The organism is Flavobacterium sp. IB48, assembly GCF_016405855.1.
Classification (GTDB): Bacteria; Bacteroidota; Bacteroidia; order Flavobacteriales; family Flavobacteriaceae; genus Flavobacterium; species Flavobacterium ginsengisoli.
Genome location: NZ_JAEFCA010000001.1, coordinates 1 through 26,294 on the forward strand (window position 1 = coordinate 1; position 26,294 = coordinate 26,294).

Consider the following 26,294-nt stretch of genomic DNA (forward strand, 5'->3'; position numbering starts at 1 on the left):
TAAACGTTCCAAATCCTCCTGAAAAAAGTTCGACATTAGTTCGGGCGGGGCTACTAAGACAAAAGCTTCAGATTTCTCTGAAGCTTTTTTTATTTTTACCCATTTTTTGATTCTCTTTGTAGGCCACAAATTGCAAATCTGCGCTATCGCTGTCTATATATCGAAGTGATCGGAATTTTTATTTCGTCCGTTTTGCTTCTATCTTTTTTCCATTCTGTAATAAAAACAAATTTGAAATTTCTCCTTTTTCGTTCTTTTCAAACTGAATTTGCGCATCTACTACTTTGTAGAAAAATAACATTTCACTTTCTACAAATATTCGGTACGCATCTTGTCCTGTCAATTGTGAAAATAGTTGGTCTTTATCTAATGAAATTTTGATTTCAAAATCTTTTTCAACTTCATAAGTCCCAACAAACTTTTGAAGTTCTTCAGTTGTAATACTAATTTCTTTTCTGATTTTTTGCGCAGGCAATGGTTTATTATATAAAATATTTCTAATTGCTTTAGAAGGAATTGAAACGTTGCTGTGATTTTGAAGTATTATTATTGTTTTATGATTTGTAATATGCCTATCGATAAAAGTTACATAACCTGGCCAACCTCCATCATGGTTTGCAATTTTTCCAAAATCAGCATTTTCTTCAATTCCCCAACCAAAACCATAATTCCTTTTAGCTCCGTCTTTCAAAGTTGTTAATTCAAAAACTGCTTTCATTCCCTCTTTTGTGAGTAATTTATTGATATATAATGCTCGATCCCAAATCAGTAAATCGTTTACAGTTGAATTGACTGTTCCGTCTCCAACAATACCATCAAGCCAAATAACCATTTTAGTCTCTTTCAATTCGTCTGGTAAAACATATTTTTTCAAACTATCTGAGTAAACATAACCAAAAGCATAATTGTCAATTTTCTTTGGCGATAATCTACGATTGTAAACAAAGGTATTTTTCATTTTCAACGGTTGGAAAATAGCTGTTTTTAGATAGTCAGCGTATGTCATACCTGATGCTTTCTCAATTATTGATGCCAATAGTGCATAGCCCGTATTGCTATATTCCCATTTAGTATTTGCCTCAAATAATATTTTTGGCTGATGTTTACTAAATATATCAATTATGTCTTTGTTCGTGGCAATTTTAGATTTATCAAATAGACTATCCATAAGCTGCATATAGTCTGGCAGACCTCCAGTATGGTTCAATAAGTTTCTTACAGTTACACCTTTATAAAAAGAAAGTTCGGGTAAGTATTTTTTGATGTCATCGTCCAAATTCAACTTCCCTTTTTCTTTAAGTATCATTATCCCCATAGCTGTGAACTGCTTTGAACAAGATGCCAATTCAAAAATCGAATTTTCGTTCAATTTTTCTTTTGTTGTTTCGTTTGCAAGTCCAAAACTATGTTTATAAATAACTTTCCCTTTTTCTGCAATTAGAAAATTTCCATTGATTTTCTCTTTTGAATAAAGTGAATTGAGCAAACTGTCAATTTTTTGAATTCTGTCTTGTCCAAATGTAAGATGTGCAATTAAAAGAAGTCCAATTGTAATTGTTAATTTCATTTTTTATTTTTTTGTTAATTAATGTAGGTGAGATGTCTCGCAAAATAGCCACCCACTTATTTACATGTGTGACAAAACCACACATAGCCATCCAAATTTGGATAGCTATGTGTGATAAATTTCATACATTATTTATCTCTCAAATATATATTTTTTTCACTACAAACTGTTAAAAGGACACTAAATTTGATTGAGGCTTTTTAGCACTTAATATGAGTGGTTATACAAGCAAAAAGAATAGAAAAAATTAAGAAGCACATGCTAAAATATTGTAATAATCCAAGATGATCACCTATTTGAATGCTTCCCTGTACTAAATAAAAAAGCTTCAGATTTCTCTGAAGCTTTTTTATTTTTTGAAACTTTTTCTGAAGCTTTATATTGTTTTGTTCACGGGCGGGACGCTTGCGTTATTGAGGAACAGAAGAAGGATGCCTCAATTACAATTTTTTATTTCAAGTTTATAATCCAATGTATTGATTTGTTGAATAAAATATTTTATCGAATTTTCTTTATCCATTCCACTAAAGCAGTATTCTACAAATCCTTTCACAAAATCTTCGCCTATAGCTTGCGAAATTATCAATTTCGGATTAGTAGTTGCTTCTTCCATTAATTTACAAAATACCGTTGATTCTTCATCTGTCATTTTTTTGTCAAAATAAATTTCATAATTGAATGTAGTACTCATAAAATTGCGGTTAATTTTATTATTAAAGCAATACCAAATTACGATTTTATTTCCAGTTCTGTTTCGGTATGCATCACACATGCCCATTTGTTGTTTTCTTTAACCCAAGTAGAAGTGCAGACACACTTTATAGGCGCTTTTTGACTTTGATCTACTATCTCAAAATCAAGACGATATCCTATTACAGCAGTATTTTCGGCAATTAGTTTTTCTTTTACATCATAGATGTTCAGCACTTTTATTTTATTGGTCTGCCCAGAGTCGAACATATTTTTGAACTCAGTCTCACTGATGCTCTGAATACCATTTTTTCCGGCAACTATGCAAGGAAAAAATGTCAAATTTCTTACTGTTTCATAATCATTATTTTCAACTCCGTTCCAGTATTTTTTTTCCAATTCTATAATTTGACCTTCCATATCATCTTGTTATTAATTAGACATTTCACAAATTTCACATTAATATTGAAATAAAGTCGCTCTTTTAACATAGATTTAATTTAAGCTTTTTAATCATAAATCAGGCTTTGGACCTTTTGAAATTATAGATCTCATCACTCCAGGAAACCATCTTTGCAGCCAAACAGCAAGTTTGCCATGACCTGTGAAAATGTAATTTCTCTTTCGTTTTAAAATAGCTTGCACCATTACTTTGGCAGCTTTATCGCTAGGCCACATTAAACTTGACGGCCGTAAATCTTGCTGCTCAGGATGCCAGACTCCGTCATTGTCAATTCGTGCAATTTCCGAAACTACAAATCCGGGATGCACTGTGGTACAAGTAACGCCTGTTCCCATTAATTCAACCTGCAAAGTCTGTCCAATAGAGTTTACAGCAGCTTTCGAAGCTCCGTATGCACCAACATTAGGATTAGGAAGATAAGCACTTACACTTCCAACTAAACCAATTCGTCCTTTGCTTTTCTTTAAATGTGGCAGTGCATATTTTACCGTTAAGGCTAATCCTGCAACATTGCCTTGTAATTGTCTATTCCAATCTTTAGCCGTTAAGTTTTCAATGCTTCCAAAAACGCCAAAACCAGCATTAGCGACCACTATATCCAAACGCCCCAATTCTTTAATAATTTGTTGGACTGCATTTTCAATAGAGGTTTCTTCCATTATGTCACACGGAATTACTAATGCTTGTCCGCCAGAATCTCTAATTGTGACGGCAACTTTATCCAATAATTCTTTACGTCTTGACGAAAGAACAACTTTATATCCTAATCTGCTCCATTCAAAAGCCATTGATTTTCCAATGCCAGATGAAGCGCCTGTTATCCATATTACTTCTTCTTTCGCTTTTGTCATTTTACAATGTTTACCCTAAAGATATAACTTATTCATTATAAACCACATAATAACAAAAAAACAAGAATTTCTTATTCTTACGTTCACGAATAGTGTCTAACTTTTTTGGGACAGTCTGGAGACGCTTACGCAGCTTTTCAGTTGGATGCATTAGAAAGCATAAGCTTCTAAATTTTTGCAAAAATACTAGTGTAATATTTTTTACCATCAGGACTTATCCTCATCGAAATACCAAAATAATTAAAATCTCCCTCAATAATTTTTTTATGTTCTGGACTATTTAACCATCCATTTAAAACACCTTCTGGAGACTGATAATTGTATCCAACATTTTCGCCTACATTTTTTGCTCCCAATACTTTTCTTATATTTTCAGATCGACTTACAAAATCATTATGGCTTACCAAATTGCTTTCGATCATATTATTATCATGTTCTTCAGCCTTGAAAGAAAGATAATCTTTTACTTGTATAGAATCCAATCCTCTTGACATCCTATAATCATTTATTAATTTCATCGTTTCCAATTCTACAGCACTATAAGTATAGTTCGCCATAATTTCATCTTTATAATTCGTTTGCATCCCTTCAGAGGAATCAGCAGAACAAGCATTTATAATCAAGACAAATGCTATCAATAATCCTTTTTGCAATGTTTTTTTCATTTTTGCCTCATATTGCTTATGTTGTAAAACAGAAGCCTCGTTTTTAAATTTTATGGTGCAAATTTCAGATTATAAAAAGCAACAAAAACCCTGTAAAAGCTTAAAAAACAACACAATAAGACTTAAAAAACACAACAAATCAACTATAAATGAAGCACTTAGAAACTAAAAAGCGCAAAGTCGGAGACATTTGCGCAACTTCTCAGTTTAGCTCTCGAAAATGCAAGTTTTAATCCTTTATAGAAACTTTTCTCATCTCAGAACTAACCTATACAATTCATCTAACAATTCCATTTCATCACTTGTAAGCATTTGCAAAGCAATTTCAAGCAAAAGCAATACATCCATTCCTGTTGAAGATGGATCATCTTTTAATGCACAAATACTTGTTTTTAATAAAGAGGCAATTATAAGATTCAATTCGCTATACGAAGCAATTTTCAACGACAAATTAAACTGATTGTCACTTTTGGGATCTGATTCTAGCTTTTTGAAATAATTAATTTTATTCATTAATACTACAAAATCTTCTATTATTTCTTTTTGTTGTAATTTCATAATCATACTTTTTTCTATTAGACAAATTTATAAGTGTGCAAATAAAAAATAAGGGACGTATTTATCCAGTCAAATACGTCTGTTAAAAATTAGGAAGACAATTATTCCCCTATTTGAACTCTAAATTTTGACAGAATTATAGAGAGATTATTCTTTCAAAAACAAAATCATTCAATATTTAGAAAAAATATTTTTCCTTAAAGAGTTAAACATTTTACCCACATAATCTCACAACAACTTTTTATTAATCAAACAAATACAAATACACTAACTCGACTAACACACCAATATTGATTGCCTAAAATGCTTTTTCATCAAAAAAAAAATAAAAATTTTTCTCAAAATCCTTTGTACATCTCAAAAATAGTTGCACTTTTGCACCCGCAATAACAAAGCAGGTCCGTTCGTCTATCGGTTAGGACGCCAGGTTTTCATCCTGGTAAGGGGGGTTCGATTCCCCCACGGACTACTTACTAAGTCAAAAGCTTCAGAGAAATCTGGAGCTTTTTTTGTTTATATTTACTCCGTTAAATGTTTGAGTTTTTAAAAAAACTATTGAGGCGCACAAAACCTACAAATTAGCCATAAATAGAAATGCAAAAACAGCAAACACAATAACAAAGCAAACAAGAAGTTATGAATGAAGTAATTTCAGATTATAAGAAACAATCAAAAAAAAAATCAACCCAAATCTTAAAATGAAACACAAACTAGTAGCCCTTTTATTTGTATTCGCCTTTGCAAATATATCTGCACAAGCACCCGCCAGTAAAACCAATTACACCAACAGCAAATTACCTGCAGAAGAAGCTGTTACTAACAAGTCTCTAAAACCGCTAAAAAAAATCTCTTTAGACGATACTTCTATTTTAATTTACGACTACGACGGTTCTCTTTTTTCATGGGATCTGGAAGTTGAAAGTATTGTTTGGACCGTAAAAGCTTCGGATGCTAATTCTGAAATGTGTGCCAATAAAATAACGATACAAGACGGAGTTGTATATATTCCGTTTGTTAATGGCGAAATTTATGCTGTAGATAACGGAACGGGCGCTATTTTTTGGAAATCAAGATTAGGCAACATCAAAGATCAGATTGTTCTAAAAGATCAAACTCCAATTATTGCTAACGGAAAATTATTTATAACGGCTCAAAATCAAAATCAGAGCAGTAATTTATACGCCTTAGACTTAAAAGATGGAAGCTTGGCTTGGAACTACAAATTGGACACGCCAAACAACGACATAGAGCCATTATTTTTCGATAATAAGATTTTTACCCAAAGCGGAAACAATGTGTATTGTTTTGAAGCCAATACAGGCAAATTGCTAAACCAAAAAAGTTTTGACGAAACTATGACTGGAAAACCCGTTACTGATGGAGAAAGTGTTTTTATAGCTGGCGACAAAAATTGGCTATACGCATTAAAACCAAACAGCTTGGATGTTTTATGGCAATTTAAAATAGACGAAAACCAAAACAACGTTAAAGAACGCATAGTTTGCCACGACAAAAAGCTATATTTTGCAGCGCAAGGCTCAGAAGTTTCCTCTATTTATGCTGTTGATTCTAAAACAGGAACTCAGCTTTGGAAAACAAATTTTAAGGGCGACAATGTTGAATATATAGTTAAAGAAGTTGATAATCTTTGGGGATACACGCAAAAAAAGAAACTTTTTGAATTAGACTTATCAAACGGCGAAATGGCTTTTGAAGAAAAGCTAACTACACTGCCTATTTCAAATATTGAATTTCCAAATGATGACAACTTGCTTTATTACTATTGCGACGCAGGATTAATTCAGTTCGATTTAAAAGAAAAAGACGAAAATGTATATTATATGCGCACCTCAATTACAGACAATCCTTATAGCGCTTATTTAAAGATAATTCGATAATAAAAAAAGAAGCTTTTTCATTTGAAAAAGCTTCTTTTTTTATTTGATTGCAACAAATAAAAAAGACCATTATAAATGGTCTTTTTACTATCTTATTTTTGAGAAAAATTATGCTCTAAACAAAGCATATTTATTGTAGCTATACAAAACTTTATCATAAGGAACATAAAGCGAAACTATCTTCTCTGTTGACTTGTCAAATTGGATTCCGTTGTGTTTTCTAAACAAATAAATCTCTTTCAAACAATTAGAAAGGCTTTGGTGGATTTCGCTTGTAAATGTTGGCAATTTTTTATCTCCTACCAAAAGATCAATCTGGTAGTTTGAACTACTTTTTGACAAGTTGTTACCAATAATTCTAATTGTAAAAGTTGTTGGTTTTCCGTATTGTTCTCCCTGATATTGTAGCGTCATGATTTCTTTTTATTAAATGATTAGTACTACCGCCAATTACTTGGCTTTTGGTTCTCTAGATACTTTTATTAAAGTTATAAAAATTTAAGACAAACATAAAAAATCCTTTCTAAATTATATGTTATTTTTTCAAGAAACCTTAAGGTCTAAAAAAACGAAAACCGTAAGGAATTACGGTTTTAATAATTAACTAAATGTAAAATTCATTCATAAGCATCGATTGGTTTTGGTAAACTATTGTAATTTATTTTCTTGGTTTATTTCTAATAAAAATGGATTTCCGTTCTCATCCATCATTGTCATATTCAACACATCTAATAGTGCTATTTTTTTTGAAACTTCGCCTGTAAACTTATTGTACGAAAGATTCAATTCTTTCAGATTGGCAAGCTTTTCAATTTCTATCGGAATCGCTCCTGTAAAATCATTATCAAACAAACTGAAATTCTGCAGCGCATTCAAATTCATGATTTCATTGGTCAAACTTCCCGAAAGCTTATTATTATTCAAAAGCAACACTTTTAATCCAGAAATTTTATAAATCGAAACAGGCAGTTTTCCGTTAATTTCGTTATTAAAAACGGCTAAAATTTCGAGCTTATTCAACTTTCCAATTTCTGACGGAAGCTCTCCTGAAATAGCATTCATAAAAAGCTCCAAGTCTTTCAATTTGGCTAATTGACAAATTGAAGCCGGAATTACGCCAGACAATTTATTATTAGCAATATTGAGCAATTCTAATTCTTTCAAATTGAAAACCGAAGGAGACAAACTTCCTTCAATTTTATTCTTTTCCAGATTTAGCGATTCTAAATTTACAAGATCGTAAAAAGCTTCGGGCAATTCGCCTTGCAGATTATTATCTGCTAAATTAAGCGCCACTACTTTTCCATTTTGAGTTTTAACTCCATACCAAGTAGAAACCGGCAGATTTAAATCCCACTTTGTTTTCCACTGCAAACCATTTGTTGCGTGATATAATTTTATAAGCGCTTCTTTTTCTTTATCCGAAATGGTATCTGCCAAAACACTTAGCGAAAAAGCAAACACTAAAGAAAATGTAATTAAAATTTTCATAACAGATTTGGGATTTGTTACAATCGTAAAATTATATAATTCATAGCTATAATACGCTAAATATCGACAAACTGTTAATAAAAAAATAATTAGTAAGATTTAAACTACTTTATAATATTTCATAAAATCTGCGTTTATTTTAACTACATTTGACTAACTAATTCTAAAAACCTCATATTATGCAAATTAACTTCGTTGCCTTATTTATTGCAGCAATTGTAACACTAGTAACTGGTTTTATCTGGTACAGCCCAAAAGTATTCGGAACTATCTGGATGAAGGAAAACAATCTTACCCAAGAGGAATTAAGAAAAGGAAATATGCTTAAAATCTTCGGATTGACTTACCTCTTTTCTTTAATGATTACAATGACTTTAATGTCGCTAACCATCCATCAATCTGGGGCAATCGGAATGGTTGGCGGACCACCATTAATGGATAGTGCAAAACCTTCATTTGCAGCTTTTATGGCAGATTACGGAATGGCTTACAGAACTTTTAAACATGGCGCTCTTCATGGTTTTATGTCTGGATTGTTTTTTGCGTTTCCGCTAATTGGAATTAATGGTTTATTCGAAAGAAAATCTTGGAAATATATTTTCATTCACGCTGGATACTGGATGCTTACCCTAACTCTTATGGGAGGAATTATCTGCGGATTTGCTTAAATAAAAAATACTCAAACCCGTTTGAAAAGATAACTCAAACGGGTTTTTCTCAAATAATAGCTCAAACTCCGTTAGTTATTGCAAATATTATCTAATTTTGAAGAAATTAGCTCACTCTTTTGAATACAACATATTCTTTCCAGATTTATAAAAGCGCATCGTTATTGCCTTTAGAATGGAACTCGCTAGCAGCAAACAACATTTTTTTGACACGAGAATATCTCGAAGTACTGGAAAATTCTTCTCCGGTAAATATGACTTGTCATTTTATTGGACTTTTTGAAGAAGAAAAATTAATCGGAATTGTTTTAACGCAGTTTTTATTTGCAGAAAAACTCGAGTCTTTTGGCGAACGCGACAAATGCTTAAAAACCTCTGTTCGTAATTTTGCTTTAAAGAATTTTGCTTCGCACGTTTTATTTGTCGGAAACAACATGCTTACTGGCCAGAATGCTTTTATTTTTGATAAAACAATCAAAGAATCAAAAGCAATTAAAACACTTCATAAAGCGATTAATCAGCTTAAAAAGGAGTTAAAAGAAAGCGGAAAAAAAGTTCATATTACAAGCATAAAAGATTTTACAGCAAAAGAAATCGAACCGCTTCAAGCTGAATTCAAAAACAATTATACGTTTTCTACACAGCCGAATATGATTTTCGAAATCAACAAAAGTTGGAAAACAGAACAAGATTATATTGATGCTTTATCTAAAAAATATCGTGATCAGTACAAACGCGCTCGAAAAAAATCGGAAGGAATTGTAAAACAGCAAATGTCTCTTTCTGACATTAAACAATACGAAGATGTAATTTACGATTTGTATTTTCATGTTGCAAAAAATGCTCCTTTCAATACTTTTTTTCTGGCTCGAAATCATTTTAGTTTTTTTAAAGAAATTATGGGAGAAAACTTTCTTCTTTATGGTTATTTCATAGACAAAAAGCTAATCGGTTTCAACACTTTAATCAAAAACGGCGATGTAATGGATACGTATTTTTTAGGTTATGATGAAAGTGTTCAGCGTGAAAAAATGCTGTACTTAAACATGCTTTATGACATGATTGCTTATTCTATCAAGAAAGGATTCAAAGAAATTGTTTTTGCTAGAACCGCACTAGAAATCAAAAGCTCTGTTGGTGCCAAACCTGTAAAGATGTATGGTTTAATTACACATAGCAATGCTTTGATTAATCATAACATTTCTAGATTTTTTAATTATCTAGAACCTAAAACAGAATGGCAGGAACGTAATCCTTTTAAATAAAATTCGAACAAAATTAAGGAACTGCAATTTTCATTTGCTTGTGCAGAATATCAATTTTTAAAGAAGTCTGCGCTCCGCAATATTCTCCATCGATTTGAAAATTAACAGGATAATCTGTTTTTATTTCTGCTTTATCGGTCGAAATAATCACAATATCATCAGAATCAATTGGCATATTTCCAGTTATAATTTTTCCAATTAAAAGCAAATCAAGACTTTTCAAAATCACCAATTCAAACTTTCCATCATTCATAGCTCCATTTGGATTAATAATGACTCCAGTTCCATATTTCTGCGAATTAGCAATTACAATCATTCTTGCAACATGCTGAACTGTTTTATTGTTTGCTGAAATTGTTGCGACAAATGGTTCTTCTGATTCTTTCAGCGTTGTAAAAGCTTGCAATGCATAACCCCAAAATCCTCGAACATCACTCTGTTCATAATTTTTAACCAGATTTGCATTTAACCCAAGATCGCTCAAATGGATACTTTTTTTACCGTTGATGCAAATCATATCCATTTCGATATAATGATGCAAAAACGCTATTTTAAGGTTCTCCTCTATTCCATTAGGAAGATTTAAGTCAACAGAAAGTCCATTTGCCGAACCTGCAGGCAAAATCCCGATTATAACATCTTGCTCTTCCATTGCTTCGGCAACCATTTTTATAGTTCCATCGCCTCCCGCAACAATAATTCGCTCTGGCCGAGATTCATCGTATAAAGATTGTATTGTTTTTAAATCGTTATTTCCAGTTGTTTCATACACTTTCAGATCAAAATGATGTATTACGGCAAAGGTTTCTACAGCATCAATCAAATCCGATTTATCCAAGTCTCCAGAAATAGGATTTACAACAAACAGTATATTCTTTTTCAAAATTTTATTTTTAAAACCAATTAAATTGAGTAATTTACAGTTACATAAATATACGTAATTAATGAAACCAATTCTACAATTATATCGTGGTTATGCAAATGAACAAGAGTTAATTGTAATGGGACACGTTTTAAAGAGAGAGCATAAATACAATTTTGAAAAAAGAAAATTAAAAAATGCTACCTCTGTCCTTAAATTATTCAGAATAAAAACCATTAAGAATTTTGATGTTTATCTTCATTATAATAATGAAATAATTCATACCAAAACATTAGATGATGGTTTTTTTAATTTTTGCATTCCGCTAGAAAAAGAAACTCATTTTGGATGGATGCCTTATGAGGTAAGCTTGAAATACAAAGACGAGACCGTTGTATGCAAAGGCACTTTCATAAGACCTCACAAAGGAAAACTAGGAATTATATCTGACATTGATGATACTTTTCTGATTTCACACACAAATAACTTTTTTCGAAAACTTTATATTTTATTATTTAGAAATGTAAATGACCGCAAAGTTTTTAAAGATGTCGTAGCTCATTATCAAGCTTTAAGTTCTGCTGGAAGAGACAATCTAGAAGAAGTAAATGCCTTTTTCTTCATCTCTAGCAGCGAATGGAATTTATATCGATTTATTGCTAAATTCACTAAAATAAATCATTTGCCAAAAGCAGTTTTTCTTTTAAAAGATATTAAAAGAGGAATCACCGATTTCTTTATGAGCGGAAGAGGAAATCATGATCATAAATTCGAAAAAATCAAACATGTAGTAGAATTCTATCCTACTCTAAAATACGTTTTAATGGGAGATGATTCTCAGCACGACCCAATGCTTTATGAAAGAATCTGTAAAATATTTCCCGTTACAGTTGTTGCCGTTTATATTAGACAAACTGGCAAAGCTCAGAAAAATGAAGTAAAAAAAATCCTGAAAAATCTAGAGAGCCTGAATGTTTCTGTTTGTTATTTTAAAGAAAGCAGCAAAGCAATTGAACACTCTCGATCTATTGGAATTATTAAGTAGTTTGTTTCAAGTTTCAAGTTTCAAGTTTCAAGTTTCAAGTTTCAAGTTTTAAACTGAATGAATGTTTTAACGCCAAGTTTTTTTGATCTCTAAGCTTTTATAAAAACGCAAAGTTCGCAAAGCTGTCTATCGATAAAGCTTTGCGAACTTTGTACATTGTAAATGCAAACTATAAAAACTTAGCGTGCTTTGTGTTAAGAATTACTCGTCAAGACAAAACTTGAAGCCTGCAATTTAAAACAAAAAAACTATGCATTAAAACTATGCATTAAAACTATCAATCTCTTCCGAAACAACTTCCCAGTCAATTAACAATTGTTCTAAATCTTGTTTCTTTTTATTGTAAGCTGTAAAAAATGAAGCATCTTCGATGTGTTTATCATAATTAGTTTCTAGCATTTTATCGTCATGCTGAATTTGTTTTTCTAATTGCTGAATCTGGCTTTCAATTTTACTTAACCTGTTCTGAAGTGCTTTCCCTTTTTTCTGATCTTCATAAGATACTTTTGCAACTTCTTTTTCTTTTGGAGCTTCTTTTTTTATAACATCTTTTTTCTCCACCTCACGCATATTTTCAAGATTGCGCTGCTCTAAAAAGAAATTGATGTCACCAAGATATTCTTTAATTTTTTGATCTTTAAATTCGTAAACGATGTTAGACATTCCTTGAAGAAAATCCCTATCGTGAGAAACCAACAATAAAGTCCCACCGAATTTTTGAAGCGCCGCTTTCAAAACGTTTTTAGACTTAATATCCAAGTGGTTTGTAGGCTCATCCATTAGCAACACATTGATTGGCTGCAACAACAACTTGCAAAGTGCCAAACGGTTACGTTCTCCTCCAGAAAGCACTTTTACTTTTTTCTCAACATCATCTCCACGGAAAAGGAAAGAACCTAACATATCACGCACTTTCATACGGTTTGTATCTGTTGCCGCATCTTCCATTGTTTGAAGCAAAGTAATTTCTCCATCTAAATATTCAGCTTGATTTTGAGCAAAATATCCTAATTGTACATTATGTCCTAATTTAATGTTTCCTTGGTACTCAAACTCGTTTACAAGCGCTTTGATGAAAGTCGATTTTCCTTGTCCGTTTTGTCCAACAAAAGCGATTTTACTTCCTCTCTCAACTAATAAACTTATATCTTTTAAAATCGTTTTGTCTCCGTATGCTTTTGTCACATGTTCAGCTTCAATAACTACTTTTCCAGGTTCTTTAGAAACAGGAAAAGAAATATTCATAACTGAATTGTCATCTTCGTCAACTTCGATTCTTTCTACTTTATCTAACTTTTTAATCAGCGATTGCGCCATAGAAGCTTTTGAAGCTTTTGCACGGAATTTCTCGATTAATTTTTCGGTCTCTTCAATTTTTTTCTGCTGATTCTTTTGAGTTGCTAATTGCTTTTCGCGAATTTCGTGACGTAACTCTAAATATTGAGAATATGGCTTATTAAAATCGTATGCTTTTCCTAAAGAGATTTCGATTGTTCTATTGGTAACATTATCCAAGAACATTTTATCGTGCGATACGATTACCACAACTCCAGGATAATTGCGAAGGAAATTCTCTAACCAGATGATACTTTCGATATCCAAGTGATTGGTTGGCTCATCCAGAAGCAATACATCGTTCGACTGTAACAATAATTTAGCTAATTCTATACGCATTCTCCATCCTCCAGAAAATGTTTCAGTTTGGTTATTAAAAACCTCCCTTTTAAAACCAAGACCTAAAAGGATTTTCTCTGTATCACCAACATAATTGTACCCTCCAAGAAGATCGAAACGATGTGTGTAATCAGACAAATCTTCTATAATCTGCCCATATTCTTCACTTTCATAATCGGTTCTTGTAACCAATTGATGATTGATTTCTTCAAGCTTTTTCTCTACAATTTTAATTTCTGTAAAAGCTTCATATGCTTCTTCTAAAACGGTTCTTCCTTGTTCAAAATCAATATCCTGACGAAGAAATCCCATTTTAATATCTTTCTCTTGAGAAATAACTCCTGAGTCTGGTTTAAAATCTCCTGCCAACATTTTTAGCATTGTAGATTTACCTGCTCCGTTTTTACCAACAAGACCTACACGGTCGCCAGCGCCTAAACGAAAAGTAACTTCTTCAAATAAATAGGTTCCTCCAAAAGAAACAGAAAGATTGTGTATATTAAGCATAATGTATTGCTGTAAGTAAAGGCTAAAAAACCTTTTATATTCATTAAATAAATAAACTGTAAACAAGCGAATTATCCTGCTACAATTTTGAAAGTGCAAAAGTATAACTTTTAATTGAAGTTTTTATACTGAAAAACAATAGCTTTTGGAAAATTCAAAAACTAAAAACCTCGTATAAATTTGATATTTTAAGAAAAAGAAAATAGTGCAGGCGAATATTATAATTCAACATCAAACCAAGACAGACTATAAGTTTTCATCCTAATTAAATAGCTTAAAGCCAGAAAATACCTTATATTTGCTTTAAATAAATTCTCCCATGCAAACTGTATCCAAATACAATTGAGATGAATTAAAGACCATAAAATTTACTTAAAATGTTCAAAAGAGGTTCCAAGCTAAATAGTATCATTACAGGAAGTTGTCCAAAATGCCAAAAAGAAAGTATGTATGAAGACAAAAACCCACTTCATTTAAGTAAGGTTCTCAAAATGAATGAAAATTGTAGCCATTGTGGATTCAAATATCAAATTGAACCTTCGTTTTTTTATGGTGCAATGTACGTTAGCTATGCACTAAATGTTGCTGTCGGAATCGCTGCTTTTATTGTTTCATTTGTTTTTTTTGAAGCAACAATAGAACAATCGTTTATCGCAATTATCTTAACATTAGTGGTTTTATTCCCTTTTGTATTACGTCTTTCGAGAAACTTATACATTAATATGTTTGTTTCTTATGATCCTAAGGCCGGTCAGGAATAAGAGATTTCAAATATCTTTTATGGAAACGTTTTATATCGGCTTCTTTATCTATTGGAGTTCCCGATTCAATATTATCATATAACATTTTTGCTAAGGCAGGTCCAAGCATGACACCACGTGTTCCTAGTCCGTTAAGAAGATGAATAGAACTGTACGCTTCGTGAGTCCCTACTAATGGTCTCCTATCTGCAACTGTTGGGCGTACTCCTGCAAAGTGTTTTACAATTTCAAAATCGCACGTTATAATTTCCTTAATACGATCTAGAAGTTCTTGTTTTCCTTCTTCAGTAGGAAGATCTGTTTTATCGTGCCAATTGTAAGTAGCTCCAACTTTAAACAAATTGCCACCTACTGGTAAAATAAAAACACTGGTATTAACAATTAAATCTAATTTCAAATCAGGTGCTTTTATTAAAAACAACTCCCCTTTTGTTCCATCCAAAGGAAGATAATTAAAATAAGGGTTTTTATGCAACCCAAAACCTTCTGCAAATATGATATTGCGTGCTTTAATATTTTTATATTGAATTCCTAAATCAAGAATCTCTAAAAAAGAACTATGAAAAGATTCTTCCAGAAGTAAATTATACTCTTTTAAATATGCTCTGTAACTTTCTAATAATTGTCCTGTTTTGACATAACCTGTATGCAGAACTTCTCCATAATCGAAAGGAGAATCAATACCTTGATATTTCTTAGTAATTATTTTGGTTGACAAAAAAGGAGCTAAGTTTATTTTATCAGAAGCCGCAAACCAATTATTTTGCTCTTCAATAGAAAAAAACTTTCTTAGAATTGGCATCTTAAAGTTAAATTTCTCATGTAATTTATCTTCCACCACATCATAAAACTCATTCATCAGGACCAAATGATCCTTCGCATTCCAAACCTCACTGAAACGTTTTAAAATTACTGGATTATATAAACCTCCGGCAATCCTAGAAGAATTCTGAGACTTGTCATCAATAACTAAAATAGATTTATTGTTTTTAAGCGCAACTTCAGCAAAAGAAATTCCAGCCAAACCAGATCCGACGATTAAATAATCAAGCATTGTGCAGTGTATAGATAAAATAAAAAAACTCTTACTACAAAGGTAGCAAGAGTTTTTCTTATTATTCAGTTTAAGACCTTAGTAATTCCACATATCTTCTTCAAAATTACGAATCTTCTCTTTTACTCTTTCAGATTCTAGCAATTGGCTTTGTGCATTATCTTTAATGTAATCTTTAATCTCACGATCACCATATACATTTTCCTCTTTATAGATAACAGAATTAAAATATCTGGAGTTTAATATCTGATCAAACGAAATTGGCATTGCCGAATTTTTATCGTTAAAAGCTTTTCCTTCATGCAATACTTCCCTCGCATTGGGGAAGAAAACCCAAAACAGCTCGATATAATCTTTCTCATCACTATTCATCGTGTAAACATCAGGGGTTACAGGACAAATTCCGAGCAGACGATATTTTAAATCACTTTGCCTTTTATCAAAATACCAAAATCCTTTAATCTTATACATACTAACGTCTGCAGCTGTCAAGTCTTGTTTCAAAATATATTCAGCAGGAACAGTTCTTGTTGGTCCAACAGTTTGATCAACATAAGTGACTTTTTTATTTTTTCCAGTTCCAGTAACAACCTTTTTCTTGACCACACGCGTTCTAAAGTCATCAGGATACTGATTAATAAGCTCTCGCCCAGCATCGGTAGTATCAACACGTGATAGTGCGCCTTGAATATCTTTTAAAGACTTTTTTGTATTAAAATAGCTGTCTGCATAAACTTCTGTTATCTTTCCGCTTCTGATTCCTCTCGTCAAAATATCATATAATGAACGTCGTTCGGGACCAATATTAGCCGTATCCACGGGAAAATATAACGGAAAATTGATTTTTTCATTCAAATCAATAATTTCCCAAACCATTTTCCCCATTAAAACATCTCTATCGTCAACATAACCATATGCTAGAGGTTTGTCGTTATCAGATATCATTTGAGCTGGTGTCTTAATTCCTATCTGATCGGCAGTTTTGGCATTAAGTAAATTAGACTGAGCGTTAGAAGATAGGCTTCCAAGAACAGCAACAATAGCAACTAATAAATTTCTTACTTTCATCATGATAATTTTTACAAGACATTAAACGAAATTTTATTATAAATATTGTTATTTTTCCTACATAAATAAAAAATAATGCATTCCAATATCACTTCGGAGCATTAATTGATTATAGACATAAAAAAAACTCTTACTACAAAGGTAGTAAGAGTTTTTTAATTATCATGCTATGTATCAACTTAGTAGTTCCACATATCTTGTTCGAAGTTGCGAATTTTCTCTTTCACTCTTTCAGATTCTAATAACTGATTTTGTGCGTTATCCTTCATGTAATCGCTAATAGCTCTATCTCCATAAAGGTTTTCTTCTTTGTAAATAACAGCGTTAAAACGTCTAGAATTTAAAATCTGATCAAATGAGATCGGAAGAGCTGAATTGTTGTCATTAAAAGCTTTTGCTTCATGCAGAGCTTCTCTTGCATTTGGGAAGAATACCCAAAACAATTCAATATAATCCTTTTCGTCACTATTCATTGTATAAACATCAGGAGTTACTGGGCAAATTCCTAGTAAACGATATTTTAACTCACTTTGACGTTTATCAAAATACCAATATCCTTTAATTTTATACTGAGTAACATCTGCAGCAGTAAGATCTTGTTTTAAGATATATTCAGCAGGAACTGTTCTTGTTGGTCCAACTGTCTCTTCAACATAAGAAACTGATTTATTTTTACCTTTACCAGAAACAACTTTTTTCTTCACAACTCGTGATTTATAATCATCTGGGTATTGGTTAATTAACTCTCTACCTGCATCTGTTGTATCAATACGAGATAATGATCCTTCGATGTCTTTCATAGATTTTTTAGTGTTGAAATAACTGTCAGTATAAACTTCAGTAACTTTTCCACTTTTAATAGCTTTGGTTAAAACGTCATAAAGAGAACGTCTATTAGGACCAATATTAGCTGTATCTACCGGAAAATACATTGGAAAATTAATCTTCTCATTTAAGTCAATGATTTCCCATGTTGTTTTTCCCATCAAAACATCTCTATCATCTACATAGCCATAAGCCAAAGGCTTATCATTATCAGATATTAATTGAGCAGGAGTTTTAAGTCCAATTTGAGCAGGAGTTTTAGCGTTTAGCAAATTAGATTGCGCATTAGAAGCAAAACCTCCAGCGATACAAAAAATAGCTATTAAAAAATTTCTTACTTTCATCGTGGTATCGTTATAAGATATTGAATGTAGTTTACACTACCTTTATTATTGTATTTCGTAAATTACAGGAGCAGTTCTTGGCAATAAATAACTACCAGCTCCAACAAGTTTAGTTTTAATTTCAGAAATAGTAACTTGGTCTCCTTTACCTGCTCTTGAAAGTACTTGTTTACATTGTGCATTCATTTTGTTTCCTGTAACAACAACTGTAGGTTGTCCAGCAATTTTCATATTGAATCCAACAACATCTAACTCAACTTCAAAATCAAAATCAAGAAGTTTAGCTCCAATAGTAGCAACTTCAAGGTTAGATCTAGGTCCTTTTACAACACCCATTTCACCTCTAATTGTTCCTGTTGGACCAGGAATACCTTTAATTCTGAATGTTTTCTTATCAGTTACTTTATCACCGTTTGGTAAAGTACCTGTTACAGAAATTGTAGCTTCAGTACCTTGACCTGGGCTCATGTTATATTTTCCTGGTTTTCCAGCAGAAGATAAACCTGGAGCACTAGCAACAACTTTATTATCAGCAACACCAGCAAAAGACACAGAGATAGGGTTAACAACACCTCTATACACTACGTTCATTTTGTCTGCAGAAATTGTAGCAGAGTTTGGTCTTGGAACTACAACGTAAGTGCCTTTAAATGGTAGATTAATTTTTTTACCATCTTCAATAAAATTGAATTGACCACCAATGTTTTGTTCTCCAACACTTCCTGCTGTTAAGTTAATTTTTGCTTGTCCAGTAGCTGGATCTAATACTGCTCCTGAAACGCTTTCTGGTTTAGTATTTTCATCATAACGACCTAAAACAACTTTACCAGTAACTTTTTCACCTTGGAAATAAGCATTTTTATCTAAAACCACAATTGCTTGATAGTTGCTGTAAGAAGCAGCCTGAACAGCAGCTTTTCCTAAAGCACTGTTGTAAACATCGGTTTCAGCTTTTTGAACATCATTCTGCCATGCAGAAAGTTTTGCAGCTGAAGCAATTGCAGGAAATCCTTTAAAGTGATAAGCTAAGTATTTTTCTTTTATACCTTCTTTATTTTTTACATCAGAAACATCAAATTTCTTCTCAACTTCTGCTATAATGTTAGCATATTTTTTATCTGAACCTAAAGCAGCTTTTAAATCTGCTTTATACTTTTGGATTGCAGCAATAATTGCATCTCCTTTTTTAGTATAACCATCTCCTGTGAACCAGTCATCGATGTTATCACCTCTATCCATAGCTTCGTATGGTAGTTTTCCAGTTTCTTTATCAATTTCATATCCTTTTATAGATTGAGCTTTTAAAGTTCCTAGATATGCATAAAAATCTTTTGAGATAGTTTCAACTTTATGAGCAGTTGCAGCTGCTACTGCAAATTCTCCTTTAGCTTCTGCTGCTTTTTGATCTAAAGCTTGCAATAAAGCAGTATTGTTTGTGATTGATGTAACATTAGAAGCTTCAAATTTTTCGTTAAATAAACCAAAACCTGAAATAACTTCTTTTGATACGTTCATTGCTAACATTGCGATGAAAACCAGATACATCAGGTTGATCATCTTCTGTCTAGGGGTTAATTTTCCTCCTGCCATTTTTTTCTAATTAGTCCTTAATTAATAAATATAATATCTAGTTAAAAACTAATTATCCTTTGTTACTCATTGCAGAAAGCATACCACCATAAACACTGTTTAAAGAAGCAATGTTTGCAGTCATAGAAGCCATTTGTTCTTTTAATTTAGAAGCGTTTTCAGCGATTTCTTTGTTAGCCTCAGCATTTCTAGAAGCGCTTTCTAATTGTACTTTATATAAACTGTTTAATGATTCCATTTGAGCTGCAGCTAAAGATAACTCTTCACCGTATTTTTTAGTAGAAGCGATAGAATCAACTGTTGGAGCAATTCCTTTAGCAGCAGATTCGAAGTTTTTGATGCTGTTTCCTAAACTTGACATTAATTCACCGTCAATTTTAGCCTCTTTTAATAATGAATCTAATTTTTGAGATAATAATCCTTGAGCATCAGTTGGAGTTTCAGCTTTAGCCTTTTTTTCTCTAGCTTGTCCATTAGCTAATTCAGGGTAAACTAGAGTCCAATCTAGTTCTTCTTCAACTGGTTCGAAAGCAGAAAGCGCAAAAATTAACGCCTCAGTAAGTAATCCTACTGAAAGCATAACTGTACCTGTTAATGGTCCAATCTCGAAGTGAGTAATTTTGAATAACGCTCCAACGATTACCACTGCCGCTCCCATACCATAAGCGAAATTCATTGCTTTTTTACTTAATAATGCCATAATACTTTTTTTTTAGGTTTAAAATAGATTTGTTGGATATTGATAAAATTATAAAATTACTTTTTTCTGTTTCCGGTAACTTGCGTTCCCATATAATCTTGTACAGTTCTAAATCCGATATAACTTCTAGCAGAATCTGCATATTCGTGATCACGAGTACTTACTTGTAGGAAATAAGCAACGTCTTTCCAAGATCCTCCACGAACAACTTTTCTTTGGTTTTTACCATCGATTACGTTTGGATTCATTGTAGAAACATATTCGTAAGCGTTTGGATTGTAAGCTGAATCCGTCCACTCAGAAACGTTTCCTGCCATGTTGTACAAGCCATAACCATTTACATCGTAAGATTTAGCTTCAACAGTGTAAAGAGCTTCGTCAGCAGCATAATCTCCTCTACTTGGCTTAAAGTTTGCTAAGAAACAACCTCTATCACTCTTAGTATAAGGACCTCCCCAAGGGTAAGTTGCAGACTCCAGACCTCCTCTAGCAGCATATTCCCATTCTGCCTCAGTTGGCAATCTGAAAGCATTTACTAAGTCACGTCCTTTTTTCTTAGATTTAATGTAGCTATTTTTATTTAAAGTTCTCCAAGCACAAAATGCTTTAGCTTGTTTCCAAGTCACACCAACTACAGGATAATCTCCGTAAGCCTTGTGCCAGAAATAGTCATTGTGCATTGGCTCATTATATGAATAAGCAAAATCTTTAATCCAAACTGCAGTATCAGGATAAACATTTACCTGTTCAGTTTTTACGAAGTCGCTTCTTTTTCCAACTTTAGCTTTTGCAGCAGCCTGAATATCCATCCAAGAATAACGGAATTTCAATTTATTTACGTCAATTGTTCTTAAACCATTATATGATTCTTCAATTGGTAAATACATAGAGTCCATTACTTCAGCATAATATTCATCTGGATATGCTTTTGTATCTTTAATTAACTTAACTTTTCTGTTTAATTTTCTTCCAGCATACGGATCGTCTTTTGTACCAACACTATAATAGTTGTCATACATATATTTATCATAAGCTGTCATTTTTTCTGGATCAGAATCATTAAAAGCATAATCAGCAATACTTCCGCCTTTTTTACCTTTTCCATCAGTAGCTTTCTGACCTGTTTCGTCTGCTAAGATTGCCAAACGAACTCTCATTGTTGAGTCTTTTACCCACTCCACAAATTGACGGTACTCACTATTTGTAATCTCTGTTTCATCCATGTAAAATGAACGAACAGTTACTGTTTTAGTTGGAGCATCTTCTACGTTAGCTAAATCAGCATCTGATTTACCCATAATAAAAGATCCACCCGGAACTAATGTCATTCCATAAGGCTTCTCGGGATGCCATTTCCCTCCTGTAACACCAACTAATTCACCTTTGTCACCTGACTTACCACAGCCGATTACTAGTGTTAACATTGCTGCAAATGCAATAAACTTCTTCATATAAATTTGGGATTATCTATTCATTATTAAAAGTCCGTAAACGTATTTATTATTTATCTAAAAAACAATACTACTTGCGAATTTATTTTACCGTTCAAAAATAATGTTAAATAAAATAAAAAAAAAATATTTTATCGACAAACTGTACCAAAAAATCGATGTAAAACGTTAATTTTTATGTATTGTAAATATTTTCTTACTAATTTATTTTAACCTTTTTAAAGAGGTTTTAAAAATTTAAGATTTCACTTAAATTTTCGGCCTATAAAGCATTTTTTCGTTGCGCTTTCCACCATCTTTCTGGCAATTCTTGATTGCAAGCCGACAAATATTCATCATAAGAACAGGGTAATAACGTATTTCTTTTCAATTTATTGCTCCCATTTGATTCAAATGGAATTTCTATCCACCAACGTTCTGTTTTATCACTTTTATAGAATATCAATTCTTCATCATCTAACGGAACTATATACTTTAAATAGTTTGCTCGGCTTCCAAACGGATACTCTTTTGAGCGATAGTGATACCCTTCAATAAAATACCATACAATCTGAGAAATAATAACCGACTCGGCCAGTGTGCTATTATGATTAAATATTCCAAAAGAAGAAACTTTATCACTTATACCAGCATATCTAGCTAGAGCGCAAATTTCTTTTCCATTAAATCCGTTTGGCTCAAAAGTCACCATATTTGCTGACGCAGAAGATTTTACAGAATTCAAATCTATACTAACCAAATCTGCATCTCTGAAAACTGGCTCAGCCAGAGTGATTTTATTTGAGATTTCACCCAATCGATAAGCATCAAAAAATAATTTCTCAATCAAATCGATTTCTTCTTGTGAATTATAATAAGTCTGATATCCTATATTACAATAGTTAAAAAGGTTATTTGGCTCATCAATAATAATTTTTGTCAAATAAGAATTGGCTGAAACTGACTCGTTTTCCTTACCAAAATCAAACTTATTATCAACAGCAACCAAATTTACCATTTGCTCTAAATCATCATAAGCACGATACAAAGCATAGGTCAAATCTTGAGAACCTCCCAGGACTATAGGAATGACTTTATTCTTAATTAATGTAGCTGTAACCTTCTTTAATGCATAGTAAGTATCCTCTACAGAATCGCCTGCAAGTATATCACCTAGATCAGCAATTGAAGCATCCCAATTACCAGGAAACATACCATATAGCTTTTTACGTACAGCCGAAAGATTAACCTCGTTAATCATATTGATATTTGTACGGTCTTCTAAAACACCAATTATAGCAATATTAATCTGTTCAATATCAGGAAACTGATCTTGGGTATGAAAGACAACTTTGCTTCCAAGCTCTTGTGAAGACAGCGCTCCGACGAATTTTATAATTCCGTCATTAACTGGTTCTAGAAAATCAAATTCCATTTATATACTTATTTCTTTTTAGCAGCCGTTTTTTTAGCTGGAGCTTTTTTAGCCGTTGTTGTTTTAGCTGCAGTTTTCTTTGCAGGTGTTTTTTTCGCTGGTGTTTTAGCAGCAATCATTTCTTGAACTTGAGCCAATGTTAATTTTGTTGCATCAACATCTTTACTTAATTCAATTTTGATTTTTCCTTTCAGAATTACAGAACGTCCCCAACGGGCTTTCTCTACTACAATTCCTTCCTCTTCCCAGTTATGAATAACTTTATCAATGTTTTTCTGAAGTTTGTCTTCGATCAATTCTTCAACATCAGCTTGAGAAAGATTATCAAAATTATACTTCTTGCTCACATTTACAAAAAGTCCGTTCCATTTAATGAATGGTCCAAAACGTCCCACACCTTTTTGAACACCTTCGCCCTTATAAACAGCAATCGGCGCATCTGCAAGTGCTTTCTCGTCAATTAGCTCTTGAGCTCTTTCTTTAGAAACATTAAGCGGATCTTCTCCTCTTGGCAATGAAATAAAAACGCTTCCGTGACGAACATAAGGACCATAACGACCATTATTCACTTCAACTTCTTCTCCTTTATATTCACCTAAACTTTTTGGAAGCAAGAACAAGTTCAAAGCTTCTTCAAGTGTAATGTTTCCTATATTTTGGTCCGCCATTAAACTAGCAAACTTTTTATCTTCATCATCTGCTTCTCCAATTTGCGCCATTGGCCCAAATTTTCCTAAACGAACAGAAACTTGCCTTCCGTCTGCATCTTTTCCTAAGATTCTTTCACCACTTTCGCGCTCAGCATTTGCCTCAACTTCTTTAACATTCGGGTGAAATTGATTGTAGAAATCCTGCATCATTTTTGCCCAGTCAATATTTCCTTCGGCAATTTCGTCAAAGTCTTGCTCTACTTTTGCAGTAAAATTATAATCTAAAATGTTTCCGAAATTCTTAACCAAGAAATCAGTAACAATAGTTCCAATATCTGTAGGAACCAATTTTCCTTTATCAGAACCTGTATTTTCTTTCAACACTTTTTCACCAACTTTACTATTTTGTAAAGTAAGCTGTGTATAATTACGCTCTACACCTTCAAGAGTTCCTTTTTCAACATAATTTCTATTAATAATAGTAGAAATTGTTGGTGCATAAGTTGACGGACGTCCGATTCCAAGTTCCTCTAATTTTTTAACCAAAGATGCCTCAGTGTAACGTGCAGGCGGTCTTGAATATCGTTCTGTAGCTGTAATATAGTTATTTGCTAGTTTCTCATTTACTTTTAAAGCTGGAAGCATTCCTTCTTGCTCTTCCTCATCATCATCATGACCTTCTAAGTACACTTTTAAGAAACCTTCAAAAAGCAATACTTCTCCAGAAGCTGTAAAAATTTCGCTGTGGTTATCTGCTTCAATTTTTACGTTTGTTCTTTCCAACTGTGCATCGCTCATTTGCGAAGCCAAAGTTCTTTTCCAGATCAAATCGTATAAACGAGCTTGGTCACGATCGATATTTACGGTGTGACGAGACATATCTGTCGGACGAATTGCTTCGTGCGCTTCTTGAGCTCCTTTACTTTTATTTGCAAAAGTTCTCGGTTTAGAGAATTCTTTCCCGTACGATTTTATGATTTCTGCTTGTGCAGCATCCATTGCTTCTTTAGAAAGGTTTACCGAGTCGGTTCTCATATAAGTAATAAGTCCGGCTTCGTATAAACGCTGCGCTAATTGCATGGTGATTCCAACTGGCAAGTATAATTTTCTTGCTGCTTCCTGTTGTAACGTAGAAGTTGTAAAAGGTGCTGTTGGAGATTTTTTGGTAGGTTTAGTTTCTAAATCTGCTACCTTATATTTAGAACCGATGTTTTGATTTAAGAAATCTTCGGCTTCTTTTTTAGTATTGAAGTTTTTTGGAAGTTTTGCTTTGAAAGCTTTTCCTGCTTCGTTTACAAATTCTGCAACAATAGAATAAGTTGCAACTGCATTGAAACTTTGTATTTCGCGTTCTCTTTCAACAATCAAACGTACAGAAACAGATTGTACACGACCCGCTGAAAGTCCACCTTTAATTTTTCTCCATAAAACCGGAGATAATTCGTAACCTACTAAACGATCTAAAACACGACGTGCTTGTTGCGCGTTTACTAAATTATAGTCAATTTCTCTTGGATTATCGATTGCTTTGAGAATCGCAGATTTTGTAATCTCATGAAAAACAATACGTTTGGTCTTTTTTCGATCTAGCTTTAATTCTTCCGCCAAGTGCCATGAAATAGCCTCTCCCTCGCGGTCCTCATCGGATGCTAACCAAACCGTTTCGGCATTTTTAGAAAGTGACTTCAGCTTCGTTACCAAGGCTTTTTTATCCGGAGAAACTTCATATTTAGGTTTAAAACCATTTTCTACATCTACTCCTATTTCCTTTGATGGTAAGTCTGCTATGTGTCCATAACTTGACTCCACCTGAAAATCACTCCCAAGAAATTTCTCGATCGTTTTCGCCTTTGCAGGTGACTCCACTATTACTAAATTCTTTGCCATTGCTCTATTTTTCTGCAACAAAAGTATTTATTTTTTTTAAATATTAACCTTACGAATGCATTTTTGAGGTATTTTGATATTATGAAACTTAAAATTGCAGATTTATCTGTAATAATCTCGATAATATATATAGGTATAACTTTTAGTGATTTTTAACCAAGAAATCCCTTTATTTTAGATTGCAGATTTTAGATTTTAGATTTTTTGCAGTTGAATTTAAACTTACAACTAGTACATATCTATTGATAAACAACACATAATCTATAATCTAAAATCTGCAATCTAAATTTTCTAAAACATTGTTAATTCTTTATCTGACATCTTGTCATATTAGATTCAATTACGC

The 26,294-nt window shown here is 32.6% G+C and carries 23 protein-coding genes and 1 tRNA gene; 6 read left to right on the forward strand and 18 right to left on the reverse strand.

Annotated features, from left to right (window positions below):
* Positions 1-178: 178 nt before the first annotated feature.
* The 6 genes from JC605_RS00005 to JC605_RS00030 form a co-directional block, all read right to left on the reverse strand.
* On the reverse strand, positions 179-1,567 hold the full coding sequence (locus JC605_RS00005; RefSeq protein ID WP_198854294.1) for a serine hydrolase: 1,389 nt from the start codon (positions 1,565-1,567) through the stop codon (positions 179-181).
* Positions 1,568-2,003: 436 nt separating this feature from the next.
* Entirely contained in the window at positions 2,004-2,258 is a 255-nt protein-coding gene (locus tag JC605_RS00010; RefSeq protein ID WP_198854295.1) for a hypothetical protein, read from the reverse strand.
* Between the two features lie 38 nt (positions 2,259-2,296).
* Positions 2,297-2,677 carry a DUF4440 domain-containing protein gene (locus JC605_RS00015; RefSeq protein ID WP_198854296.1) on the reverse strand — a complete coding sequence of 127 codons (381 nt, stop codon included), beginning with the start codon at positions 2,675-2,677 and terminating at the stop codon, positions 2,297-2,299.
* A 93-nt stretch (positions 2,678-2,770) separates the two neighbouring features.
* Complete coding sequence (locus tag JC605_RS00020; RefSeq protein ID WP_198854297.1) at positions 2,771-3,571, reverse strand: SDR family oxidoreductase; 801 nt, start codon at positions 3,569-3,571, stop codon at positions 2,771-2,773.
* A gap of 167 nt (positions 3,572-3,738) precedes the next feature.
* A complete protein-coding gene (locus JC605_RS00025; protein WP_198854298.1) occupies positions 3,739-4,236 on the reverse strand; it encodes a CAP domain-containing protein in 498 nt (165 codons plus the stop codon).
* Positions 4,237-4,488: 252 nt separating this feature from the next.
* Complete coding sequence (locus JC605_RS00030) at positions 4,489-4,794, reverse strand: hypothetical protein (RefSeq protein ID WP_198854299.1); 306 nt, start codon at positions 4,792-4,794, stop codon at positions 4,489-4,491.
* A gap of 397 nt (positions 4,795-5,191) precedes the next feature.
* Between JC605_RS00030 and JC605_RS00035 the strand changes: the two genes are divergently transcribed.
* Positions 5,192-5,263 (forward strand) — tRNA-Glu (locus JC605_RS00035).
* Positions 5,264-5,492: 229 nt separating this feature from the next.
* Positions 5,493-6,692 carry a PQQ-binding-like beta-propeller repeat protein gene (locus JC605_RS00040; protein ID WP_198854300.1) on the forward strand — a complete coding sequence of 400 codons (1,200 nt, stop codon included), beginning with the start codon at positions 5,493-5,495 and terminating at the stop codon, positions 6,690-6,692.
* Between the two features lie 108 nt (positions 6,693-6,800).
* Here JC605_RS00040 and JC605_RS00045 read toward each other — a convergent pair whose 3' ends face one another.
* The gene (locus JC605_RS00045; RefSeq protein WP_198854301.1) at positions 6,801-7,106 is read right to left on the reverse strand and encodes a hypothetical protein; all 306 of its coding nucleotides are present in this window, start codon (positions 7,104-7,106) and stop codon (positions 6,801-6,803) included.
* A 234-nt stretch (positions 7,107-7,340) separates the two neighbouring features.
* On the reverse strand, positions 7,341-8,183 hold the full coding sequence (locus tag JC605_RS00050; RefSeq protein WP_198854302.1) for a Two component regulator three Y domain protein: 843 nt from the start codon (positions 8,181-8,183) through the stop codon (positions 7,341-7,343).
* Between the two features lie 179 nt (positions 8,184-8,362).
* Between JC605_RS00050 and JC605_RS00055 the strand changes: the two genes are divergently transcribed.
* Positions 8,363-8,851, forward strand: coding sequence for a DUF1761 domain-containing protein (locus JC605_RS00055; protein ID WP_198854303.1), 489 nt, complete (start codon positions 8,363-8,365; stop codon positions 8,849-8,851).
* A 119-nt stretch (positions 8,852-8,970) separates the two neighbouring features.
* Positions 8,971-10,116 carry a GNAT family N-acetyltransferase gene (locus tag JC605_RS00060; protein WP_198854304.1) on the forward strand — a complete coding sequence of 382 codons (1,146 nt, stop codon included), beginning with the start codon at positions 8,971-8,973 and terminating at the stop codon, positions 10,114-10,116.
* A gap of 13 nt (positions 10,117-10,129) precedes the next feature.
* On the opposite strand, the gene JC605_RS00065 is transcribed toward JC605_RS00060, so the two are convergent.
* Entirely contained in the window at positions 10,130-10,999 is an 870-nt protein-coding gene (locus JC605_RS00065) for a diacylglycerol kinase family protein (protein WP_198854305.1), read from the reverse strand.
* A gap of 61 nt (positions 11,000-11,060) precedes the next feature.
* Here JC605_RS00065 and JC605_RS00070 point away from each other — a divergent pair, with 61 nt between their 5' ends.
* Positions 11,061-12,023: an App1 family protein gene (locus JC605_RS00070; protein ID WP_198854306.1), complete on the forward strand. Its 963-nt coding sequence runs from the start codon at positions 11,061-11,063 to the stop codon at positions 12,021-12,023.
* A gap of 261 nt (positions 12,024-12,284) precedes the next feature.
* On the opposite strand, the gene JC605_RS00075 is transcribed toward JC605_RS00070, so the two are convergent.
* Entirely contained in the window at positions 12,285-14,204 is a 1,920-nt protein-coding gene (locus tag JC605_RS00075; RefSeq protein ID WP_198854307.1) for an ABC-F family ATP-binding cassette domain-containing protein, read from the reverse strand.
* Positions 14,205-14,581: 377 nt separating this feature from the next.
* On the opposite strand from JC605_RS00075, the gene JC605_RS00080 reads away from it, so the two are divergent.
* The gene (locus JC605_RS00080) at positions 14,582-14,965 is read left to right on the forward strand and encodes a DUF983 domain-containing protein (RefSeq protein ID WP_198854308.1); all 384 of its coding nucleotides are present in this window, start codon (positions 14,582-14,584) and stop codon (positions 14,963-14,965) included.
* Here JC605_RS00080 and JC605_RS00085 read toward each other — a convergent pair.
* From JC605_RS00085 to topA, 8 genes are all read right to left on the reverse strand, one after another.
* Positions 14,946-16,019 (reverse strand): FAD-binding oxidoreductase, encoded by a 1,074-nt coding sequence (locus tag JC605_RS00085; protein WP_198854309.1) that lies wholly within the window; start codon positions 16,017-16,019, stop codon positions 14,946-14,948. The genes JC605_RS00080 and JC605_RS00085 overlap by 20 nt on opposite strands.
* 78 nt (positions 16,020-16,097) lie before the next feature.
* Positions 16,098-17,087, reverse strand: a complete 990-nt coding sequence (gene gldN / locus JC605_RS00090; protein ID WP_198855505.1) for a gliding motility protein GldN — start codon at positions 17,085-17,087, stop codon at positions 16,098-16,100.
* 179 nt (positions 17,088-17,266) lie between these two features.
* Positions 17,267-18,256 carry a gliding motility protein GldN gene (gene gldN, locus JC605_RS00095; protein ID WP_198854310.1) on the reverse strand — a complete coding sequence of 330 codons (990 nt, stop codon included), beginning with the start codon at positions 18,254-18,256 and terminating at the stop codon, positions 17,267-17,269.
* A gap of 45 nt (positions 18,257-18,301) precedes the next feature.
* The gene (gene gldM, locus JC605_RS00100) at positions 18,302-19,846 is read right to left on the reverse strand and encodes a gliding motility protein GldM (RefSeq protein ID WP_198854311.1); all 1,545 of its coding nucleotides are present in this window, start codon (positions 19,844-19,846) and stop codon (positions 18,302-18,304) included.
* 52 nt (positions 19,847-19,898) lie between these two features.
* On the reverse strand, positions 19,899-20,546 hold the full coding sequence (gene gldL / locus JC605_RS00105; protein WP_198854312.1) for a gliding motility protein GldL: 648 nt from the start codon (positions 20,544-20,546) through the stop codon (positions 19,899-19,901).
* 56 nt (positions 20,547-20,602) lie between these two features.
* Positions 20,603-21,997, reverse strand: a complete 1,395-nt coding sequence (gldK, locus tag JC605_RS00110) for a gliding motility lipoprotein GldK (RefSeq protein WP_008467094.1) — start codon at positions 21,995-21,997, stop codon at positions 20,603-20,605.
* A gap of 262 nt (positions 21,998-22,259) precedes the next feature.
* Positions 22,260-23,411: a formimidoylglutamase gene (locus JC605_RS00115; protein WP_198854313.1), complete on the reverse strand. Its 1,152-nt coding sequence runs from the start codon at positions 23,409-23,411 to the stop codon at positions 22,260-22,262.
* An 8-nt stretch (positions 23,412-23,419) separates the two neighbouring features.
* Complete coding sequence (topA, locus tag JC605_RS00120; RefSeq protein WP_198854314.1) at positions 23,420-25,948, reverse strand: type I DNA topoisomerase; 2,529 nt, start codon at positions 25,946-25,948, stop codon at positions 23,420-23,422.
* Between the last annotated feature and the right edge of the window lie 346 nt (positions 25,949-26,294).

Excerpts from the sequence above, each read along its gene's own strand:
- gldN (WP_198855505.1), bottom strand. The coding sequence starts at position 17,087 with ATGAAAGTAAGAAATTTATTAGTTGCTATTGTTGCTGTTCTTGGAAGC.
- JC605_RS00010 (WP_198854295.1), bottom strand. The coding sequence starts at position 2,258 with ATGAGTACTACATTCAATTATGAAATTTATTTTGACAAAAAAATGACA.
- JC605_RS00080 (WP_198854308.1), top strand. The coding sequence starts at position 14,582 with ATGTTCAAAAGAGGTTCCAAGCTAAATAGTATCATTACAGGAAGTTGT.
- JC605_RS00070 (WP_198854306.1), top strand. The coding sequence starts at position 11,061 with ATGAAACCAATTCTACAATTATATCGTGGTTATGCAAATGAACAAGAG.
- JC605_RS00030 (WP_198854299.1), bottom strand. The coding sequence starts at position 4,794 with ATGAAATTACAACAAAAAGAAATAATAGAAGATTTTGTAGTATTAATG.
- JC605_RS00050 (WP_198854302.1), bottom strand. The coding sequence starts at position 8,183 with ATGAAAATTTTAATTACATTTTCTTTAGTGTTTGCTTTTTCGCTAAGT.
- JC605_RS00115 (WP_198854313.1), bottom strand. The coding sequence starts at position 23,411 with ATGGAATTTGATTTTCTAGAACCAGTTAATGACGGAATTATAAAATTC.
- JC605_RS00015 (WP_198854296.1), bottom strand. The coding sequence starts at position 2,677 with ATGGAAGGTCAAATTATAGAATTGGAAAAAAAATACTGGAACGGAGTT.
- JC605_RS00075 (WP_198854307.1), bottom strand. The coding sequence starts at position 14,204 with ATGCTTAATATACACAATCTTTCTGTTTCTTTTGGAGGAACCTATTTA.
- gldL (WP_198854312.1), bottom strand. The coding sequence starts at position 20,546 with ATGGCATTATTAAGTAAAAAAGCAATGAATTTCGCTTATGGTATGGGA.
- JC605_RS00085 (WP_198854309.1), bottom strand. The coding sequence starts at position 16,019 with ATGCTTGATTATTTAATCGTCGGATCTGGTTTGGCTGGAATTTCTTTT.
- gldN (WP_198854310.1), bottom strand. The coding sequence starts at position 18,256 with ATGAAAGTAAGAAATTTTTTAATAGCTATTTTTTGTATCGCTGGAGGT.
- JC605_RS00020 (WP_198854297.1), bottom strand. The coding sequence starts at position 3,571 with ATGACAAAAGCGAAAGAAGAAGTAATATGGATAACAGGCGCTTCATCT.
- topA (WP_198854314.1), bottom strand. The coding sequence starts at position 25,948 with ATGGCAAAGAATTTAGTAATAGTGGAGTCACCTGCAAAGGCGAAAACG.
- gldK (WP_008467094.1), bottom strand. The coding sequence starts at position 21,997 with ATGAAGAAGTTTATTGCATTTGCAGCAATGTTAACACTAGTAATCGGC.
- JC605_RS00045 (WP_198854301.1), bottom strand. The coding sequence starts at position 7,106 with ATGACGCTACAATATCAGGGAGAACAATACGGAAAACCAACAACTTTT.
- gldM (WP_198854311.1), bottom strand. The coding sequence starts at position 19,846 with ATGGCAGGAGGAAAATTAACCCCTAGACAGAAGATGATCAACCTGATG.
- JC605_RS00025 (WP_198854298.1), bottom strand. The coding sequence starts at position 4,236 with ATGAAAAAAACATTGCAAAAAGGATTATTGATAGCATTTGTCTTGATT.
- JC605_RS00005 (WP_198854294.1), bottom strand. The coding sequence starts at position 1,567 with ATGAAATTAACAATTACAATTGGACTTCTTTTAATTGCACATCTTACA.
- JC605_RS00040 (WP_198854300.1), top strand. The coding sequence starts at position 5,493 with ATGAAACACAAACTAGTAGCCCTTTTATTTGTATTCGCCTTTGCAAAT.
- JC605_RS00055 (WP_198854303.1), top strand. The coding sequence starts at position 8,363 with ATGCAAATTAACTTCGTTGCCTTATTTATTGCAGCAATTGTAACACTA.